The sequence below is a fragment of the Bacillus stercoris genome, from assembly GCF_029772985.1.
Lineage (GTDB): Bacteria > Bacillota > Bacilli > Bacillales > Bacillaceae > Bacillus > Bacillus stercoris.
The window spans coordinates 2,344,509-2,364,422 of record NZ_CP121861.1 but is presented as its reverse complement, the minus strand read 5'-3'; the positions used below and the strand labels follow the sequence as shown (position 1 = coordinate 2,364,422).

Genomic DNA, 19,914 nt, shown 5'->3' with positions numbered 1-19,914 from the left:
TCCTCTCCCTATAGTTTGTTGACGGCTCCCATAATCTCGTTCAATTCATCAAGCGTTAAATCTTCATCAGTGAAATCCGATGCGCTCCATTCTCGGCTTTCTTTGCCCGTACAATGCTCAATGATGTTTTCTAGTGTCTGTTTAAAATGCCCGGCAAATGTTTGGATTGTATTTTCCTCAAATTGTAGCCTGTTATAGATGATGTGCAGATTCAGGCATCCCGAAGAAATGGCACCGCTGATATCCAGTGCATAAGGCCGCTCCCAGTTCGGGCTGATCTCATTTTCTGGCTTGATGTCAGACACTTCAAAGGCTTTTGACTGAATATCCTGATCAAATTGACCTAAATAATTAAAGCTGATTTCTGGGCTGTTTTTCTCAGAGTCCCATTTTTTGCTGATATATTTCAGCACACCGTAGCCCACGCCTTTATGCGGTATACGATGCAGCATGTCTTTTGTCTGTTTAATGAGGTGGCCCAGCCGCTCATCGTTATTCTTATGTTCAGAATCGCTCATATCAAGCCACACAGGATAAATGGAGGTGAACCAGCCAACAGTTCTGCTAATATCAATGTCGTCAAGATAGGATTCTCTTCCGTGGCCCTCCATGCTGATTTTAAATTGGTTATTGCCCGTCCATTGCTGCAAAGCAAGTCCTAAAGCTGTCAGAAGGATATCATTCATCTCCGTGCTGTAAGCTTTATGCACAGCCGTTAACAGTAATTCTGTGTGATGGCGGGACAGCTCAAAATCAATCATTTCTGTATCTTTGAATGTGTTAGGTGCTGCGTCATTGTCTTTTGGAACAGGCTGAATGTGACGGTTCTCGCACTCATCCCAATACGCTGCTTCGCGCTGCACTTGACGGCTTTTTGAGTAATCAGCTATTTTTTGTGAATACGTTAAATATGAGTCTGTTTTTTGCGGCAGTTGAATAGATTCTCCTGAGACTGCCTGTTTGTAAGCTGTTGAAAAATCCTCAAACAAAATGCGCCAAGAAACCGCATCAACGACTAAGTGGTGAATCGTCAGAAACAAATGGTCACCATTCTCGGTTCTGAACAATCCAGCGTGAAGCAAGGGGCCGGTTTCCAAACGCATATGCTCCTGCATCTGGCTGGCTGCTTCCTTAATCCTGTTATGTGCGTCTGTTACGTTATCCTTTACATCAAACAGTTCAAAAGCATATAGCTCCTCATCTGGCAGATCTATGCCTCTGTTTAGCTGAACTGGACTGCCATTTTCATACCGGCATATGATTCTCAGTGCGTCATGATGGGTTACCAGGCTTTTTAGCACCTTTTTGAGCGCAATCTCGTCAAATCGTTCAGACCGGTAGAGCATAACGGACTGGTTAAAATGATGGTTTTCCAGAGATTGCGAGAAAAACCATTGCTGGATAGGTGTCCAAGTGATCTCACCTTCGACCGGACCTTGGTCAATGACGCGTACGGCTTTTTGGACACGAGCGGACAGTTCACCAAGAGTCTGATGTTCAAACATCTCACGTACTGTCGTTTCAAATCCGCGCTGCTTCAGTCTGGCACAAACCTGCAGCGCTTTAATAGAATCTCCGCCCAGTTCAAAGAAATTGGCGTTTACGCCCAGCTCATCTACATCAAGAAGCTCCTCCCAAATTTCAGCCATCACCTTTTCAATCTCATCTCTTGGGCTGATATCATCAGCAGTATAAGTGTGTTTTTCAGGTTCCGGGAGAGCTTTCTGATCAAGCTTGCCATTAGCAGTTAGCGGGATGCTGTCAATCTGTATCAAGCGGGCGGGCAGCATAAAGTCAGGCAGCATGGTTTTTAGAGAAGTCCGGATGTCTGATATATTCGCAATTTGTTGATCTTTTATCACCATGTAAGCATATATAGCTGTTTGCCCTTGCTCGTCTGCTCTGGTAACGACAGCCGCCTCTTTAATCATTGGAAGCTGGAGAAGAGCCGCTTGGATTTCACCCAACTCGATGCGATGTCCTCTGACTTTAACCTGATCATCAATGCGTCCTAAGTATTCCAGCTCGCCATTTGACAGGCGTTTAGCAAGATCTCCCGTGCGGTATAATCTGTCTCCCGGAAGGTATGGATTGGGTACAAAACGGTCAGCGGTCAACTCATCTCTGTTTAGATATCCCCGTGCCACACCTTCACCGCCTATATACAGCTCCCCTGGAACTCCGATAGGCAGCAGATTCATATGAGCGTCCATCACATAAGCCTGCAGAGTTGAAAGAGGCCGGCCGATATTGCTTTTATTTTTTGCAATATCTGCTGCGGACAATTTTTTGAACGTTACATGTACCGTCGTTTCTGTAATACCGTACATATTGATGAGATCGGTATGAGGATATTTTTCATTCCAGCTTTGAAGCATGCCTGGCTGTAAAGCTTCACCGCCAAAAATGACGTAGCGGATGGTTAATCGATCCGAATGGTTTTGATCTTCATGCATCAGGCCGTAAAAAGCTGTTGGGGTCTGATTGAGTACAGTGACGCGTTCTTTTTTTAACAATAATCGAAATGCCTGGGGATCACGGGCTGTTTCCTTAGAGACCACGACTAGTGTGCTTCCGTTCAATAACGCACCAAACATTTCCCATACAGAGAAATCAAAACAATATGAATGAGAGAACGTCCAGATGTCTTCATGGCCAAATTCAAAAGGTTGGTTTTGATGCTTTAAGAGACTGATCACATTGCGGTGCTCGACAATGACACCCTTTGGCTGGCCAGTCGTTCCGGATGTGTATATCACGTATGCAGGCTGATCTGTTAATATTTGAATGTTTAAATCAACCGGAATTGAGTCGTTTTCGCCTTCATCGATATACAAAATATGTCCGTTGTAGCCTGCGGGCTTGTTTTGACTGCGCTCTGTCAGCAATATCTCTGTCCCGCTATCATTGAGCATAAAGCTAATACGTTCCTGAGGATATTCAGGATCAATCGGCAAGTAAGCCCCTCCAGCTTTTAAAATCGAGAAAACACCAATGACCATATCAGGTGACCGATCGAGCATCAGACCGACGATATCCCCAGCGCTGACTCCTCGTTTGATCAGCAGAGCAGCTGTCCGCTCGGCTTTTTCATTCAGCTCTCGATAGGTAAGCTGAGAGTCACCGCACACCACTGCGGGATGCTCCGGATGTTCAGCGGCTTTTTTTTCAAATAAGCTTACAATGTTTTCATTTCTTGGATAAGCTGCATACTGTCCCATTTTTTCAAGGAGCAAGTCACGCTCTTCAGAAGGAAGCAATTGAATATCCGAAATCCTCATCTCGGTATCCGTCGTTACATTTTTTAACAGATCAATAAAATAGGATGCCCACCTTGCAATGGTCTCTTCTTCAAAAAGAGCAGTGCTGTATTCAAAACGGCAGCGGATTCCGCCAGAATGCTCCTCAGCGTGCAAGGTCAAATCGAATTTAGATATATCGTGTTTAGGAGTGACAGACGAAATCGATAGACCCGGCACTTCGAACTGAAAATCATCACTGCTTTGAAGCACGAGCATCGCATCGAACAGCGGGTTGCGATTTACTTCTCTATGTGTATCGAGCTTATCTGCCAGCTTCTCAAAAGGATAATCCTGATGCTCATAAGCTGTCAGAGCCAGGTGGCGAATGTCCTGCAAATACGAGCTGAACGTTTTGCGGCCCTCGGGCTGGCAGCGAATTGCTAATGTATTGACGAACATCCCGATGACGCGCTCGAGATCGGCGTGCGGTCTTCCAGAAGCAGGCGAGCCGACAATAATATCCTCTTGTCTGCTTAGCTTAGATAACAGAATAGAATAGGAAGCCAGAAGAATCATATACAATGTTGTTCCCGTTTCTGCCATTACACGGTGCAGCTCATCAGCCGTGTCTTTATCAATGTTGACTTCGATTGTTCCGCCGCTGAAATCGGGGAGACGCGGTCTTGTTTGATCAAGCGGTAAATCTAATACAGGAAGACTACCCCCTAGCTGATTGAGCCAATAGGCCTCCTGTTTTTTGTGTAATTCTTCAGGATACTTCTCTTGCTGCCAAACAGCAAAATCTTTATAATGCAGGCTTAATGCTGGAAGCTCTTTTCCGCAATATAAGTCAGTAAATTCTTGGACTAAAGTGCTCATCGAGACACCGTCAGCGATAATATGATGCATATCAAGCAGCAAAAATCCGCGGTTATTGCCCATCGAAACGAGACATGCCCTAAAAAGCGGGCCGGACGATAAATCAAACGGTTTGATAAAGGACTCAATTGCAGATTCAAGCATTTGGTCTGATTCCATTTCAAGCTCTTTCAGATCAAAGTCCATCTCAGGATAAATGAGCTGTACGGGCTCTCCTCCATCAATCACAAAAACAGTCCGCAATGCTTCATGCCGAATCACAAGTTCTGTGAGAACGCTTCTCAGCCACTGACGATCGAGGTATCCGCTTAATTCAAGTACAGCGGGCATGTTATAGCCTGTGCTGTCATCTGCCAGCTGATGAAGAGCATATAATCGTTTTTGTGAGAAAGACAGCGGATAGACATCTCTTTGATCCGCAGGTTCAATCTGTGTAAAAGCATGTTCTTTTAAGCTCATCAATTTGACAGCCATGCTTTCAATTGTCGGATTTGAAAAAACCTCACTGATCGGCAGCTCAATATTAAGCTTTTTATGTATTCTTGATACAAGTAAGGTCGCTTTTAAGGACTGTCCGCCTAACTGAAAGAAATCATCACGAATGCCGATTGGCTGTTTATTCAGCACATCTTCCCAAATACGTGCGAGATCAGCTTCGATTAAGGTTCGGGGCGCCATATATGTGAGGCTCGTATTTGTTTCAGGTTCAGGAAGTGCTGAGCGGTCAAGCTTTCCGCTGGATGTTAATGGCATTCGGCTGATGTTGATCATACTTGCTGGAATCATATAGGACGGCAATGTCCCAACAAGATGCCGATACAAATCTGGGAGACTGTTTCCCTTTTCCGGAACGATATAAGCAACAAGCTCTTTTTCCCCAGCAGAAACATCACGGGCCAGTACGGCTACTTCCTTTACACCTGGTATCTGTCGAAGAACCGTTTCAACCTCTCCCAGTTCAATGCGGTAACCCCTAATTTTCACTTGATCATCAAAACGTCCAATATATTCAATCGTTCCATCCGGCAAAAAACGGCCTGCATCACCTGTTCGGTATACGCGCTCCCCTTCAAGGAATGGATGATCGTAGAATACTTTCTCTGTCAGCTCCGGCTGTTTGTAGTATCCTCTCGCAAGGCCCGCGCCGGAAATACACAGTTCGCCCGCCGTGCCGATCGGCTGCATCTGATTTCCGTACAAAACAAATACCTTCGTGTTTGCTATCGGGTGTCCGATCGTGATCCTCTCTTTTTCGTTCAGTTGACGCAATATTGTAGTTGCCACACTATTTTCGGTCGGCCCGTATTCATTTGCCAATTCTGCAGAAGGACAAATCTTTTCGCTCATTTTAAGCAGGTCAGGTGTGACCGCTTCACCAGCAAATGTCACAATACGAAGACTTTTTGCATCCTCAGCAGTCATCACTTCCAATAACACCCGGTACAGGGAAGGAACAATGATCATGTGATTGACCTTATAACAGGCTATTTTTCGCTTAAGGGCTAGCACATCCTTCGCTTCGTCATCCGTTGTCAGCAATACGCAAGCACCGGATAAAAGCGGGGTAAATAAACTCGTTACACAGCCGTCAAACACGTATGAAAACAAATGGAGGGATATATCCTGTTCGGTCATGCCATACTCTTCCCGTCTCCATTGCAATGTATTGGCAATGCCTTGATGTTCAACAAGAACACCTTTAGGCCGCCCTGTCGTTCCCGACGTATAAATTAAGTAGGCAAGATCACCAGGCGGCACATCTGGAGCTGCTGATTGAAGGCTTTTTGTTCGTTCTATCGATATCATGTTTCCTTCATAGTGCGGCGGGATAAATGTCAAAAGGTCTTCTTCTATCAGCATTTGAGCCGCTTGACTGTCCTTCAGCAAGAAAGAAAGACGTTCTGTCGGAACATTTGGATCAAGCGGCATATAAGCGCCCCCCGCTTTCCAAATCCCTAGTAAAGCTGCTGGCATTTCCATTGACCGCCTCATCATCACAGCGACGATATCTCCAGATCCAACCCCTTTTTCTATGAGAGCATGCGCAATCTGATTGGCCCTTCCGTTTAATTGGCGATAGGTCCAGCATTCGTCTCCCATTTTCAATGCAGCCGCTTCGGGTGTTTTGTAAGCTTGTTCCTCGAACAATTGGGATATCGTTTTGTTCACATAAGGACGCTCTGTTTCATTAAACAATTGGATAACCTGTTGTTCCTCCGGCGGCACGATATTGATGTCACTGACGGCAACATCGGGATGTGTCACAATGCATTCAAGCGCTTGCTTTAGATGGCCTTGTATCCGCAGCATCTCCTCACGTTCATAAACGGCTGCGTTGTAGCTGAATTTGATATAAAATGATTCTCCCGGAACGATCACGATATTAAAGTCGTAATTGGTTTGCTCCGACATTGAAATGTCACCCAGCTTCAGCGCATTTTCCTCATTCTCGCTCTCGATGCGTAATGCCTGATCAAGCTGTACAGGATAATTTTCAAAAACAAAAATATGATCGATCAAACCTTGCTTCAATGGACTATGGTTTTGAATGTCATAAAGCGGATAATACCCGTGCTGTTCAGATGATAAAAAATCCTCCTGCACAGTTTTGGCCAGCGAAGAAAACGTCAGGCCCTCAGCAGATCGAATTCGCACTGGGACCGTATTAATAAACAAGCCGACCATTGATTCAATCCCGTCAATCGCTGACGGACGTCCAGAAATAACGGAGCCAAAAACGACATCATCAGCGGCATTATATCGATGGAGAAGCACGCCCCAAATACTCATAAACAACGTGTTTAGTGTGACTCCCCATTTTTGGGCGGCCGCAGTCAGTTTCTCAACCATTTCCGGTGCTAAAGAAAAGCGAACCTGAGCGGCTTCGTAATCCCTGTCCGCTGGGCGGCTCTTTATCCGGGGAATAGAAGCATTATTCCCGTACTCCTTCAAATATCCGCTCCAATAAGCAGCAGTCTCTTCTTGGTCTTGTTCTCCGAGCCATTCAATATAACGGCTGTACGGCACCGTCCTGCCAAGTTGTACAGGTGAGTTATTTTTGAGTGAATCATACATGCTGAAAAACTCTTTCAGAATAATGCCGAGACACCAGCCATCCATGATGATATGGTGATGTGTCCAGACACATGTATATTGGCTGTCGCCTCTATCAAAAAGGGAAAGGCGCATTAATGGATCTTTTTGCAAATCAAATCCTTTTTCCCGATCCTTGGTCATAAAAGCATCAATCAGCGTCTGCTGGTCTTGATCAGCCAGGCGAGATATATCTTCTCTATATACTGTCAATTCACGGTTTGACAAGACTACCTGCTGCGGCCCTGTAAGATCTGGTACTTCTTTAATGAAAATTGTTCTGAAAATATCATACCTGGAGACAAGAAGGTTTAAGCTCTTTTGAAACGAGTCGATACATAGATTGCCTGTGATCGTAAACGAGGTCTGTTCGACATAGGCTTTTGAGCTGAAATCCATCAGTGAATGAAACAGCATTCCTTCTTGCATGTGCGATAACGGATAAATATCTTGAATTTGCGCCGATTGTGCCATCAATTCCACACACCTTTTCAAAAGTTAAAGATCTTTCACCAAATTTTCGATGCTAGATAATGCAGACAACGTTAATTCCTTATTGCTGAAATCACTCAGCGTTTTTTCGCGTGCTTTTTTCTGTGAACAATGCTCAATCGTCTCGATAAGATGCCTGTGAAAACGATCCATAAAGCACTCAATCGAGTGTTTGCTGAATACTTGGGTGTATACCGCTTTTACGTGAAGCCGTCCGTCTGTAATGAGAGCATTGATGTCCAGCTCATATTCTCGTTCTCTCTCACCCGCTATTTCGTAACGGGGCTGGTAATATGACAATTGAAACGTTTCAGCTTCCTTCTCTTCGCTAAATTGGCCGAGATAATTAAAGCTGACCTCAGGCTCTTTATGACGCAGTTCTCCTATGTGTGTTAACAATCCGTAACCAGTTCCTTTGTTTGGGACTCTTCTCAGCATATCTTTTGTCAACTTAATTCGGTATGCGAGCGGATCCTCTAAAGGTTCGGGAATACCCATGTCTAGCAGAATAGGATAAATGGAAGTAAACCAACCAACTGTCCGTGAAATATCAATGTTTGGCACATGCCCTTCTCTACCGTGTCCCTCAGTGCTAATCAGGATTCGGTCATGCCCTGTCCATTCAGAAAGCGCCATTCCTAAAGCTGTAAGCAAAAGTTCGTTGACATCAGTGCCATAGGCTTGCTGAGTTTCAAACAGCAATTTTTCAGTCCAGTCTCCGGATAGCACAAACGCTTGTACATCGCTGTTCATTTGGAGTCTGCCCGGCACATTTTCTATGTCTTTAGGAAGAAAAGCAGTGTGAGCGTCTAAAATCGTTTGCCAATACGTTTTTTCTGAAAGCAATTGTTTACTTTCAGCTATTTGGGCAAGACCATTGGCGTAGGACAAATAAGAATCGGTTTTAGGCGGCAATTGGATTTCTTGTTTTTCTAAAGCCTGCTGGTATGCCGCCGCTAAATCCTCAAGCAGAATCCTCCAAGAAACACCATCCATCACTAGATGATGAAGCGCAATCAAAAGATGATCCCCTTCTGACGTTTTAAACAAACCTGCTTGCAGCAGAGGTCCTTGTTGTACATTCATTTTGCGTTGAATGACGGTTTCCTCAGCCGCTAGTTTTTCATCAAGATGAGCTCTTTCAAGCGATACGTTTGTCCAATCTGAAATATAAAGGCCAAATAGTTCATCATCCTTGTGATTGATTCCGCGATTAAACGGAATGACATGGCCGTTTTGGTCATGCTGGAAAACCATGCGAGTGGCATCATGATGCTCGGTTATTTTACGCAGCGCTAGACGAAGCGCGTTAGCATTGAATCCTTTGTCACTGAAAAGCATGACGGACTGGTTGTAATGATAGTAAAAAGCATGGACCTGTCCGAAAAATCTTCTCTGAATCGGGGTGAGTTCAGCTTCACCTTCCACAGGTCCCTGGTCCGCTTGAGATGCCAATGGTGTGATATGTCCGCATAGTTCCTGAATCGTTGAATAACGGAATAAGTCGCGTATTGTCATGCTCCAGCCTTCAGCTGCCAGCCGTGCTGCCACTTGTAATGCTTTAATTGAGTCTCCGCCAAGCTCAAAAAAGGAATCGTGAATGCCGACTTGTGACATGCTCAGTACATCTTCCCATATATACGCCATCGTTTTTTGTATGTCGTTAACTGGTGCGGAATATGGACGCGATAACACATTATTTGGAGCCGGCAAGGCATTTCTGTCCAGCTTTCCGTTTAGGGTCAGCGGCATGTTTTCTAAAGGAATCAGATGTGCAGGAATCATATACGCTGGCAGCTCCTTTGTTAAAGCGGCACGGAGAGCATTCGTATTGACGTCTGAAGGCACAATATATGCTGCCAAACCTGCATGTCCATTTTTATCATGCTGAACGGCAACAGCAGCTTCTCTGACAAGCCCCGTTTGAAGCAAAACACTTTCAATTTCTTCTGTTTCAATTCTGTATCCATTTATCTTTACTTGATAATCCATTCGGCCAAGAAGTCGGATCGTTCCGTTCGGAAGGAAGCAGGCGCGATCGCCGGTTCTGTACAGCCTTTCTCCAGAGACAAATGGATTTTCTGTAAATTTCATTTTCGTTAAGTCAGGTTTATGATGATAGCCTTTCGCAACACCTGCCCCGCCGATGCACAGCTCGCCGGCAACACCGATAGGCTGAATTTGATCAGTCTGGCTGAGTACGTACATGCGTACATTCGGCAGAGGGCTGCCGATTGGTACGGTATCGCCCGTACACTCTTCACCCATACTTGTTTCATAAAAGCTCGAATCAATGGTTGCCTCTGTGACACCATAGCTATTGATGATGCGCATGCTTTGACCAAAGCGGTCTGTCAATGTTTTGAAATCTTGAGCTTTCACCATATCGGAACCAAGAATCAGTATGTCTAGGTCAGAAAGCTTGAGCTTGTTACGGTATATATACTCCATAAGCGGGATAATGAGAGCCGGTGTTGACTCCATTATCGTAATTCGCCGGGCGCTCATGATTCCATATAATTCAGCAGGTTCCAGCCTCTTTTCATCTGAACAAATGATTAGCGTCCCGCCGTTTATCAATGATCTCGCCAAATCTCCTGAAAAGACATCGAATGAAAAGCTCGCGATTTGAAGCAGTCTGACAGGCTTCCGATCAAGCTCATAAATTTGACGCCAAGCAAGAGCAGCATGAGTAAAGTTCTGATGGGTGACAATCACACCTTTAGGCGCACCCGTCGTTCCTGACGTATAAATGATATATACCTCCTCTTCAGGAGCAGGAGATAAGTTAAGGTTGCAGTTACTTTCTTCATAAGAGCTCTCATCGTCAAGGCAGATGTGATACATCTCAGATTCAGGCGAGTTCGAAATCAAATGCTCCAACTCTCTCTGTAAAAGAAGAATATCTGCCCCGCTATCACGAAGAATGTATTCAATACGAGCTTTTGGATAGTGTGAATCGATTGGGATATACACTCCGCCAGCTTTCATCACTGCCAGCACGCCAACAATGGCATCAATGGACCGCTTGGCTAAAACTGCCACAGTTGGCTTCGGTCCTTTTCTGTTTTGCAATGTTCGTGCCAGACGATTGGCTCTTTCATTTAGAAGCCGATAGCTAATCTCTGTTTCGTTATCAAAAACAGCTATATGTTCTGGAATTTCTTCAGCTTTTGCTTCAAATATGCGATGAAAAGGAACATTACTTTGAGCAAATTCAACTTGAGTTTTGTTAAATGTAGTGAGAATTTTTTGTTTTTCTTTTTCACTAAGTATATTTATTTGTGAAAGCCTTGTTTCAGGATTAGAAATGACCGCATGCAGTAATTCGATAAAATGAGCTGCCCAGCGTTCAATCGTATCTTTCAGGAACACTTCTGTACTAAATTCCAATTCGCAGCATACGGCTTCATCTGTTTCGGTTGCGATTAACGTGATATCGAATAAAGAAATGTGATGTGCGAATGTGGCAGGCCGGACTGTTATCTCTTCCAGATCCATCTCCTGCTTTTCCATATTTTGAAGGATAAACATCGCATCAAATACTGGATTCCGGCTCATATCCCTTTTCAATTCAAGCTTATCGACAAGCTCTTCGAACGGATAATCCTGATGTTCATAGGCTTCCAATGCAGTCTCGCGCACTTCCTGCAAATACTGTACAAACGGCTTCCCGCCCTCCGGGCGTGCCCGAAGCGCCAGCGTGTTCACAAACATGCCGAGTATCGGCTCGAGATCCTTGTGCGGCAACGGCAATTGGCGAGCCGACGATGATATCTTCCTGTCCGCTTAAGCGTGACAATAACGCTGTGTAGGCCGCAAGGAGCACCATGTACAGTGTGCTTCCATTCTCCCGTGCCAGCTTGTGAAGCCCTGATGCGGCCTCTTGATCAAGCGTAAATGAGACCTTGTCACCCGCAAAGCTTCGCACCGGCGGGCGGGGGTGATCAGCCGGGAGATCCAGCACCGGCAGCTCGCCCTCGAGCTGCTTCAGCCAGTACGCCTCCTGCGTTTTGTACGCGTCTCCTGTTTTGAATCCTTCTTGCCATACGGCATAATCTTTATATTGAATATGAAGCGCGGGAAGGTTCTGGTTGTTGTACAGCTTTCCGAATTCCCGAATCAGAATGTTGACGGAAACACCGTCTGAAATGATGTGATGCATATCAACCAGCAACAGGTGCCGTTCATCTGATACCTTTACGATTTGGGCACGGAACAGCGGCGCTTGGCTGAGATCAAACGGCTTGATAAACGCGGCTGCCGATTCCTGTTCGGTTTGGTCGCCGAGAACTGTCGTCTGTAATGTAAACGGCACCTCATCATGGGTGCGCTGCACCGGCTCACCGCCTCCATCCTGTTCAAAGGAGGTACGAAGCGACTCGTGGCGCTTGATCAGCTCTTTGAAAGCCCTGTCCAGCCTTTCTGGATCAAGCTTCCCTTCAAGTTCTAATACAGCCGGCATATTGTAGCCTATCCCCCCGTCCTCCAGCTGCTGAAGGACATAAATCCGTTTTTGGGCAGAGGAAACCGGATAGGTTTCACGCTGTTCCGTCGGCTTTATCGCTTCATATGGACTGTCCGTTCCTTCACGGATAACGGAAGCCAGCCCTTCTACCGTCGGATGGGCAAACACATCTTTTAGCGGCACCTGTACATCAAATTCTTTTGAAATCCGGGACACAAGCGCTGTTGCTTTTAAGGAATGTCCTCCGCGGTCAAAAAAGTTGTCATGAATCCCGACAGGGCCGTTTTTCAGGACGTCCTCCCACAGCTGGGCAAGCTTCATCTCGGTCACATTTCTTGGCGCTGTGTAGGTCTCTGCATCTGCCGCTCCGTTAGGAGCTGGCAGGGCGTTCCGGTCCAGCTTTCCGCTTGGCGTAACCGGCCACTGTTCCATCTCGATCATATGGGCTGGGATCATGTAGCCCGGCAGCCGTCTCTCCAGCTGCGCCCGCACTTCGTTTCTCGGGAGTCCTTCTATATAAGCGCATAATTCCGGCTCGCCGCTGTCTGTCCGTACGGTAACGGCCGCTTCCCTTATGCCTTCTATGCTTCTAAGCGCCGCTTCAATTTCTCCAGGCTCAATCCGGTAACCACGGATTTTCACCTGATCATCCGTACGGCCGAGGAATTCCATATTCCCGTCAGGGAGCCAGCGGGCTACATCCCCTGTTTTGTACATGCGTTCCCCCGGGTAAAACGGGTCCTCAAGAAAACGCTCCTCCGTTAAGGCCGGCCGATTCAAATAGCCTCTGGCCACACCCGCTCCGGCAATGTACAGTTCGCCGGAGACACCGATAGGCTGTACGACTAAATGGGGATCTAAAACATACAAACGCGCACCGGGTACAGGCTTCCCGATCGGAATCCGCAAGCGGTCCCTGTCCCGCTCTGGGTCCAACACGTAGAATGCCGCGTCAACCGTTGCTTCTGTCGGCCCATAGCCATGGATCAGCGATACCTCCGGCAATAAAGAAGCAAATCGCGCTGCCATACGGGGTGCAAGCGGTTCACCTCCGGCGAATACACGCTTCAGGCTTGTCCCGTCACCCAGTGTTGCGATTTCCGCTTGATCGAGAAAGCTGTTCAGCATAGCCGGAATAAAATGAACCGTTGTCACGTTTTCCTGATGAATGGCTTTGACAATCAATGCCGGATCTTTCTCCCAGCCCGGAGGAAGCAGATACGCCGAAGCACCGGAAAGTGTCCACCAAAACAGCTGCCACACAGACGCATCAAAGGAAAAAGAGGTTTTCACCATAACAATGTCATCTTCCTGAAGCGGAAACTGGTGCTGCATGCCGGTCAGAAAGGAAACAGCCTGGCGGTGCTCGACGGCTACCCCTTTTGGCTGCCCGGTGGAGCCAGACGTATAGATGACATAGGCGAGAGAACCACTGTCAGCAGAAACAAATACATGGTTTTCTGCTTTTTCTCTCCCAAGAGATGTCAGGTCAACTTCAAGCGTCTCTCCGGAAAAGCTCGGTGCGGAGCATCCCGGCTGTGTCAGTAAGAGATCTGCCCCGCTGTCTTTCAGCATGTAGCTCAGCCGCTCTTCTGGATACTCAGGATCAAGCGGCAAATACGCCCCGCCAGCTTTTAATACAGCAAGTACAGCGATCAGCATGTCAGGTGACCGCTCAGACAGGACACCTACGATGCTTTCCTTCGAGACGCCGCGTGCCGCAAGGCGGGCAGCCAGCCGGCTGGCATACATGTCAAGCTCAGCATACGTCAGCGAACCGCCTGAAAATCGAATGGCTGTCCGTTCCGGTGTGAAAGCCGCCTGTCGTTCAAACAGACCGTGCAAAGTTGGGGCTTCAGGCGAAACAGCTTTTGTCTTGTTATACTCATACAACAATTTTTGCTTTTCTCTTGTATTCGTCATATCTAATTCTCTTATAAAGCTGTACGGTTGTTGAAGGGCGCTTTCCAGTAAGGTAAGCAGATGGTGTTGAATACGTTTAATATCCTCAAGAGAAAACAAGGTATTTTGATAGTCGAAATTTAATTGTATGGTTCCGGTGTCTACACGTTCCTGTATCTGAACAGAAAGCTCATTCGCGGTGTATCCGCTGAAATACAGCGCTGTTTCATAGTCAAAACCATCTGCATTATGCCACTGAAGTGGCTGATACTGCATAGATATACCGATAAGGTTGTGTAAATCCTTCTGTTCATTTCTTAATTCATTCACAAGCAAATTATAAGGAAACCGTTGATGACGCATAACGGAAAGCTGTTCCCTGCCTATTCTGCGGACAAAGGAAAGAAAATCTGTGTCAGGATCAACCGTTATTCTGATTGGAAGAGAACTGACGAACATGCCGAGCATTTCTTTTTCAGCCTTTGACCCTCTGTTGCCATAATAGGTGCCAATGGCAAGATCTTTTTTAGAAGTGATTCGGCTGATGCATATGTAAAATGAAGCCATAAATAAGGAAATGATATTGATCTTGTGTTCTTTACAGAAGATTCGAATCGTTTGCTCTAGATCAGGTGAAAGAATAATGGTGTCTCTGGATGCGGCTGTGCTCTGTTTTTGTAAGGACGTCTGGCCGGCTAACGAGTGATATTCCAACGGGTGCTGAAAGGTTTGCGTCCAAAATAAACGATCCTTTGCAAAACGTGAAGATTGTAGATATTGACTCTCTTTTTCAATATAGCTCAAGTAAGAAGGCTCTGGCTGATCAGGTAAAGGATCTTTCTTCTTTATTTTTTGATAAAGATCTATAATTTGATTTCCCATCACATTTAAAGAGATTCCATCCATTATGATGTGATGGAATTTCGCGAACAGCCAAACTTCATGAGAGTCAATTCTGAGGAGGTAAAATTGATAAAGAGGTGAGTTGAACAGTTTAAATGGGATTCTCGCTTGATCTTGTATCCATTGCTCCATTTCTATCATTTCAACATTTGAAAAATCTATTATTTCAAGTGAAGCGTATTTATATTCAGTAAGGTACAGTCGCGGTTCAGGCTCTTCTCCTTCTAGCAGCTGAAACCTAATGGCGTCGTTGCGGGCGACGGAATGATTCAGTGCTTCCTCTAGGGCCTCAAGATCAATATCGCCCCTGAATTTCACGCAGGCTGTGAGATTGCAAATGCTAGTACCTGGCTCCAGCAGTTCGGTAAACCACACTCTCCTTTGGGCATGGGTTAAAGAATAAGTATGTACGTTCAACGGATTCCCTCCAGTTCTCATAATAAGAGGATAAAAAAGTAGAAAAAAGCAGAAAAATGACAATAAAAGAAATTATATGCCTGTATAATCCATATATGCACTATATTAACGGATATTTTTTAAAGTACAATAAAAAATATTAAATTTTTATAACATTTTTTTGAATATAGTATTATTTCTTTATTTTTAGTTTCCTTTTTTATCTAATTTTCGGATATAAAGTGATAAAAGTATGGTTTCACGTAAGGTCTTACACACTATTTTTTGATCAAACTAATTTGCTTTTGTGATAATTCTTCTAAGGTTCGACAGGGCGTTGTTACAGACAGAAAAAAACCTGTTTTCATTTGGAAAACAGGCCTGATACTATTATTGATTTGCTAAAACGACAGCAATTTGATCCTCAATATCTTTTCCATCCTCTTCATCAATCAATCCGTTTAGCAGAATAGAGAAAACAAGCTTTTTTCCGCTCTTTGTTTCTGCGTAACCAGATAGAGAGCTGACCGTACTTAGCGATCCGGTTTTTGCTCTTACTTTTCCTTGTGCAGGAGTATCTTTCATGCGGTTTCTCAGCGTTCCGCCTACCATTCTGTCAGGATTGCCTGCAACAGGTAAAGAATTTAGATAGGCCGAGAACCAACTCTGATCTTGAATCTCGTATAACAGCTGTGAGAGTTGATCTGAGGATACAGCATCAATATGTGAGATTCCTGATCCATCCCTTAAGATGAGTGATTTGGAATCAACACCAAATTCCGGAAGCGTACTGTTTAACACTTCGAGCCCCTTCTCCCAGCTTCCCTCTCCTTTTTTCACTTTCCCCATCTCTTTTACGAGTACTTCGGCATGTCCGTTATTACTTAATTTCATGAACGGCACAAAGAGTTTCGATAAAGGCATTGAGCGATGAGCGAGCAGCACGTCTGAAGAACCAGGTGCTGCACCCGTTTGAACGACCCCTTTCACAGTAATCCCTTGTTTTTTAAGTGCCTGCTTAAATAAATCTAAGGCATATCCGGCAGGCTCCCAGACAGAAATCCATTCCTTTGTCTTGTTTGCGTCAACCGGCACGCTCCCTTCAATTGTAATCGTGTTTGTTCCATGCTCTCTTTCGATCGTGAGGTCTTTCTTTGAACCGGCCCCTGTCGTTTCGGCATCATTCTTAATCGTTATATAATCGGTTTTCGGAGAGACAGAAACAGCAGGCTTTTCTCCTTCTTTTTTATTTGGGGTGACCTCAACAATCACAGTGCCTGCATCATAGTCTTCATTCGGAGACGCTGTTAGAGCGGAGATTGGCGCACCGTAATATGTGTATTCATCGCTCCAAGGCATATCAGGTGATAATCGCATGTCATCATACCACGTATCATCACCGATCAGATTGCCTTTAATTACTTTTACGCCGGATTCTTTTAATTTCTCAGCCATTTTGTCAAAATCAGATGGTAAAAGTGTCGGATCTCCCTTCCCTTTCAAATAAAGGTTACCATTCAGCTTTTTCCCTTTTAGTGCGCCGTCCGTCCGGACCTCGGTTGTAAAAGAATAGTTCTCGCCAAGGACAGAAAGTGCCGCAGCCGCTGTCAATAGCTTTAGAGAAGAAGCGGGCCTCATTCGGGTGTCTCCTGAATGTTCATATAGAACAGCACCTGTTTCCGCGGAGCGAACGGTGATGCCGGCCATTGCGCCTTCGAGTGAAGGATGATCAGCTAAAATCTTATCAATCTGCCCGGAAAGTGCACCTTGTTTTTCAGCGGCAAGCGCAGCCTGATGCATATAAGGTACCGAAGCAATGACGAAAAGCAGTAAAACAGCAACATAAAGCTTTATGCTTTTTTTCATTCATTTCCCCGCCTCTCTTCGCTTCATCATTGGCTATTGATGATTCAGTTCAATGGTGATACTGCTTTTGGCTGTCGTTTCTTCTCCCGGCTCCAGCACTTGTAAACCGGTGAGTGATGAAGGTAAATCAAGGTTCACGGCGTTTGTTACCCATGTGTAAGGTTCAGGGCACAAATACCCTTGTTTTCCGTCCGCATTGTATACAACCCATTGTTTAAACTGTGCATCTGCCTTATAAATAATGCTTATATGTGCATGCTGATGATAAATGACTGCCTGATTTTCTCCGCCTCTCTTCTGATAAGAAGATAAAAAGACATCATCCAGCTGCTTGTGGCGCAAATCTATTCCTTCATGCAAAGCTTCTTTATACGGTACATCCATCAGTTTCCCGGTCGGCAGCAAGCGTTCATCTAATTCCCATTGCTGATCTGCTGTCAGGGAGAATAACGAGCTTTCTGCCGGAAATACAAATGTAGTATGATAACCAATTCCCCAAGGAAACGCTTCCTTTCCTTTGTTCATGACCGTCGCATGTTTAAATAGGGTATTCCCCTTAATCGTGTATGTCATCCGAACGACGGCATGATGAGGAAATTGTTTATGCACATGTGGGAGCTCAGAAAGATCAATTTCTGTTTCAACAATCACTTCTTCATCAGTTTGCTTCGTGGTCACGACATTCCACTTTTCATGGTAAAGAAACCCGTGAAGATGGTTGTGTTTATCCTTCTCGTTGATATCAAAATGATACGTTCTGCCCCGGAAACTGAATGTACCGTCACTTATGCGGTTAGGCGGAAACAGGATTGGAATGCCATACAATGTTGGTGTATCGTGAAAACTCTCTGCTGTTTCCGGTTCACGCAAAAGCTGGACTTTTGTTGTTTTGTCCACGAGTGAAATGACGTTGCTCCCCCACTCGGGGACAACAATCATTTCTAGATGTTCGTTGCCCGCTTTGATGGCCGGAGTTCCCAAATACATGATGTTTTCAATAAAGTTTGCCATGTATACTCAACCTCTCCTTGATTCATTGCTAGTATAAGAATTCAATGTACTGTGCCATATTTCCTCCATTTTATGTTCCCCCCTATCAAATAAAAAAACACCGTTCAAACTCATGAACGGTGTGATTCGGGAGACTATTGGATGAGACGTGTGATCTGTTTCTTTTTCCACACGAATTGATAATACCCATAAATCAACAGCAGGCTGACGGCAAACGCAGCCGGATAGCCAACCCAGACGCCGAGTATTTCAAGCTTTGTGTAGTGAGAAAGGACGAAGGCGACAGGCACCTCAACTCCCCAGATCGAAAATATACTGATAACGGTCGGCCATAAAACTGTTCCGCTTGCCCGCATCGTTGCAGAAATGATTTGGGCGTTTCCAAACAGCAAATAGCTCCACAATGTAATCATCAATAGACGGTGCGCAATGTAAAGCGTCTCTTGCTCGGTTAAAAATAACGCTAAAATCTGGTGTGAAAAAACATAGATCAAAATGATCAGTACGCCGCCAATGATATAATTCAGCCAAATTCCCACGCGAATGACCTGCTTTAAGCGGTCAAATTCGTTCGCGCCAATCGATTGTGCAGCGAAAATAGAAACCGCGATACCAAGGCTGACGGCTGGCATCTGTACATAGCTGGCCACCTGGTTGACCACTCCGTATGCAGCTGTTGCATTAGAGCCGTAATGATTGACGAATGAAATAACCGCTATCTCTGATAATGAGACAAGAATCATATTGATGCTTGCTGGAATCCCAAGACGCAGCAGGAGAGCCAGCAGCTCCTTATCCATTTTCAAATAACGCCGCACTGTTTTATCAAATTGCAGCGGGTGTTTTCGTTTTCGTAAATACACCATTAACACGAGAAAAGTCGCAATCGTGGAAATGACCGTTGCATATGCCGAGCCGTATATGCCCAGTTTCGGAAGACCAAACATGCCAAGGATTAAGACAGGCAAAAGGGAGATGTTGATAACCGTACTCACAATCAGTGTATAAAACGGTGTCTTGGAATCTCCTGTTCCCCGCAAAAAGGTAGTATATGCAAAATATAAAAACATAAACGGCATAGCGTAAAATAAAATACGTGCATAGTTAGCGCTGACATGAATGACATTTTCAGGCGTGCCCATTAAACGAAGGATATCCAGGGTGAATATACTGCCGATGACGGCTAACACAACGCCTAATAAAAATGTAAACGTGAGCGTCGTCCCGACAACAGCCTTTAGCCGTTCTTCGTTTTTCGCCCCATAGGCTTGTCCGATCAGAATCGAGCTTCCTGAACCAATCCCAATCGTAAATGAGATTAAAAGAAAAAATAACGGGAAAAAGGATGATACAGCTGCCACTGCGTCAACACCGAGCCATCTGCCTACAGCCATCATCCCGACAAGCTGGCCGACTGATTGCAGCACATTGCTCAGCAGAAGAGGCACCAAAAAGAGTGACATAGACCGCCAGACTGATGGTTTGCTTTTCTCTTGAGTTACATGAGGTTCTTGTGATGTTTCCATATTGAAGGACTCCTTTATTTGAATTCGTTTTGAACATGCCCTCATTTTTTGACAAAAACAGGAGATGTAACATGTTATTATTCATCACTGTATATATGAAACCCTTCCCGATTCTTCTCATTTTACACATCTTTTT

General features: G+C 45.1%; 4 protein-coding genes and 1 pseudogene. All 5 read right to left on the bottom strand.

What is annotated here, in order from left to right; translation table 11 throughout:
- Positions 1–8: 8 nt before the first annotated feature.
- Entirely contained in the window at positions 9–7,688 is a 7,680-nt protein-coding gene (locus QA442_RS12670; protein WP_095432944.1) for a non-ribosomal peptide synthetase, read from the bottom strand.
- A gap of 24 nt (positions 7,689–7,712) precedes the next feature.
- A pseudogene (locus QA442_RS12665) lies at positions 7,713–15,396 on the bottom strand (amino acid adenylation domain-containing protein).
- A gap of 369 nt (positions 15,397–15,765) precedes the next feature.
- The gene (gene dacB / locus QA442_RS12660) at positions 15,766–17,241 is read right to left on the bottom strand and encodes a D-alanyl-D-alanine carboxypeptidase/D-alanyl-D-alanine endopeptidase (protein WP_095431638.1); all 1,476 of its coding nucleotides are present in this window, start codon (positions 17,239–17,241) and stop codon (positions 15,766–15,768) included.
- Positions 17,242–17,274: 33 nt separating this feature from the next.
- Positions 17,275–18,252 carry an aldose 1-epimerase gene (gene galM, locus QA442_RS12655; protein ID WP_095431637.1) on the bottom strand — a complete coding sequence of 326 codons (978 nt, stop codon included), beginning with the start codon at positions 18,250–18,252 and terminating at the stop codon, positions 17,275–17,277.
- Between the two features lie 134 nt (positions 18,253–18,386).
- Positions 18,387–19,778 carry an MATE family efflux transporter gene (locus tag QA442_RS12650; protein WP_014664169.1) on the bottom strand — a complete coding sequence of 464 codons (1,392 nt, stop codon included), beginning with the start codon at positions 19,776–19,778 and terminating at the stop codon, positions 18,387–18,389.
- Positions 19,779–19,914 lie beyond the last annotated feature (136 nt).